This is a genomic window from Halorubrum sp. SD612, assembly GCF_002135005.1.
The window spans coordinates 1-2450 of sequence record NZ_NEWI01000259.1; the positions used below are offsets into that span (position 1 = coordinate 1).

General features: G+C 73.1%; 4 protein-coding genes. 1 reads left to right on the forward strand and 3 read right to left on the reverse strand.

The genetic code is table 11. From position 1 onward, the window contains the following. Positions 1-343: 343 nt before the first annotated feature. On the forward strand, positions 344-1045 hold the full coding sequence (locus tag B9G38_RS16065) for a TMEM165/GDT1 family protein (RefSeq protein ID WP_086221045.1): 702 nt from the start codon (positions 344-346) through the stop codon (positions 1043-1045). A 46-nt stretch (positions 1046-1091) separates the two neighbouring features. Here B9G38_RS16065 and rnhB read toward each other — a convergent pair whose 3' ends face one another. The 3 genes from rnhB to B9G38_RS16080 form a co-directional block, all read right to left on the reverse strand. Next, positions 1092-1796: a ribonuclease HII gene (gene rnhB, locus B9G38_RS16070; protein WP_086221046.1), complete on the reverse strand. Its 705-nt coding sequence runs from the start codon at positions 1794-1796 to the stop codon at positions 1092-1094. Between the two features lie 47 nt (positions 1797-1843). Beyond that, positions 1844-2215: a 30S ribosomal protein S8e gene (locus B9G38_RS16075; RefSeq protein WP_086221047.1), complete on the reverse strand. Its 372-nt coding sequence runs from the start codon at positions 2213-2215 to the stop codon at positions 1844-1846. 107 nt (positions 2216-2322) lie between these two features. After that, positions 2323-2450: TrkA C-terminal domain-containing protein (locus tag B9G38_RS16080; protein WP_086221048.1), on the reverse strand; the 128-nt coding region annotated here is incomplete at its 5' end.

The window sequence follows — 2450 nt, forward strand, 5'->3', positions numbered from 1 at the left end:
CGCGCGGGTGGGACGGACGGGTGATCGGGTGCGGCTGCGCCGGCGGCTCGGGCGGCGCGGGCCCGCGGTCGGCGGTTCGACGAGGTTCACGGCCGCTCGACTTGCCACGCGCTTCGGCGTCGTTTCCCGCGTTCGTCGTGCCGGGCGGGCCGTCGCCGAAGCGCGGCCGGGGACGGCGACGCATCCGACAGGCTATTAGTTCGGACCCGGCAAAATCGTGCGTGTCCACCGACGCAGTTGAGAGGGACCTCGGTTCGATCCGGCGGATCGAGTCGCGGGCGAGAGCGCCGGTCTCGGGTTCGCTCGCCGGGCTGCCCGGCGGCGGGCGGGGGGCGAGCGGCGCATGACCGGCTACGCCGAGATCGCTGCGATCGCGTTCGTCACCCAGCTCGCGGTGCTGCCGGGTGAGAAGGTCCAGCTGATGATCGCGGGGCTCGCGACGAAGTACGACCCGAAGGTCGTCGTCGCGGCCGCCGGGTCCGCGTTCGCCGGGTGGACCGCCGTCGAGATCGCGTTCGGACGGGCGCTCCAGTCGGCGTTTCCGCCGGTCGTGCTGGACGCGATCACCGCGACGCTGTTCTTCGTCTTCGCGGTGCTCCTGTACCGCTCCGCGCCGTCGCGGGGAACGGACCCCGAGACGGACCGCACCGACGGCGGGCTGGCCGCGTTCGACGACCTCTCCTTACCGGGACCGCTCGACCGGTACTCGGGATCGTTCGGCGGCTTCCTCCCCATCTTCGCGCTCACCGCGACCGGCGAGTTCGGCGACAAGACCCAGCTCGTCACCATCGGACTGGCGGTCCAGTACGGCGCGACCTCCGCCATCTGGGTCGGCGAGATGCTCGCGATCGTCCCGGTGAGCCTCGCGAACGCGTATTTCTTCCACACCTTCGCCGGACGGGTCGACATGCGGCTCGCGCACTTCGGCTCCGCGCTGCTTTTCGCCTTCTTCGGCGCGGACACCGTGTTGGCGATCGCGACCGGCTTCTCGGTGTGGGAGGCGGTCGTCGGGGCGGTCGGCGGCCTCCTCGCCGGGCCGTTCTGAGCGGCCGCCGCCGCGCTTCGCGCCCGGAGCGCGGGCCCCCGTCCGGTCAGAACTCGTCGAGCGCCGACTGCTCGGCGGCGGCGAGAACGTCGTCGCAGGTCGCCCACGACCGGCGGGCGCAGTCGGGGAGGTTGCCCGTCTCGGCGACGTACTCGCGGAGGAACGCCCGGGTGGCCGGGTCGCTCGGGTAGCCGCTCCCGAGGTCGTCGTACTCGGGGTACGCGGCGTCGATAGCTGCCATTCGCCGGTCGCGGGCCGCCTTCGCGACGACGCTCGCGGCGCCCACGACGGGGTCGTCCGCGTCGGCGCCGTGGGCGGCGGTCACGTCGACGGCCGGGAGGGCCCCGTCGCTCCGCCCGTCGTCAGAGCCCTCAGCGACGAACCGCGCGAGCCGCTCCGCGAACCGCTCCTCGCTGGTGTCGCCCGCGTCGGCGACGACGCTGACCGGTTCGGCGACGTCCGCGGGGAGGTCCGCGAGCGCGTCGCGGACCGCCCGCGCCTGCCCGCGGACGGTGAGCGTGTTCATGTCCGTGTCGGGTCGGTCGATCTCGGCGGGCTCGACGCGGGCGACGCCGACGGCGACGTCGGGGTCGTCCCTGAGGGCCGCCGCCATCTCCTCGCGCCGAGCCGGCGCGATCCGCTTCGAGTCGTCCGCGTCGGCCGGGAGGCTCGCCGGGGCGGCGACCACCGCCGCCGAGACCATCGGCCCGAGCGCCGGCCCCTTGCCCGCTTCGTCGACGCCGAGGTACACGCGTGGCTGGACGTGACGCGAGCGGAAATAGGTTCAGAAAGGCGGCGTCAGTCGAGCAGGACCGCGTTGACCTGTCCGGTCTGGCCGGGGCGGGAGGTGACGCGGGCGCGACCGGCGGACGTCTCGATGACGGCGCCCTTCGTGACGATGTTCCGGCGGACGTAGTTGACGTTCGCGGGGTTGTCGACGACGTTCTCGATCTCGGCCTCGCTGACCTCGCCGCCGTCGGCGACCTGCGCGACGTTCGTCGAGAGCGCGCGGACCTTCTCCTCCGTGCCGCGGGAGTCGATGTACTGGAGTCGCGTCTCGCCGACCGTGGTCTCGGCGGGCTCGCGGCCGAGCTGGTGGCGCTTCTTGTTCGAGGCGTGCTTGAGTCGGCCGCCGGTCCGCTTGCGCGCGGAGCGTCCCTGGTCTTTCATACGGGTACGAACAGCCAGCGAATACTTGAAGCGTTCGACTCGTCCCGGCGGGAGCGGCGGCGCGGACGGGATCAACGGCGCGAACCCGACCAGCGCCGCGACCCGACTCAGGCGAACGAGCGCTCGAACGCCCGGACCCCCTCGTCGGTGCCCGCGAGGACGAGCTCGTCGCCGCGCTCGATCCGCGTTTCCGGACCCACGTCGGTGACGAGCTCGACGCCGCGCTCGATCGCGA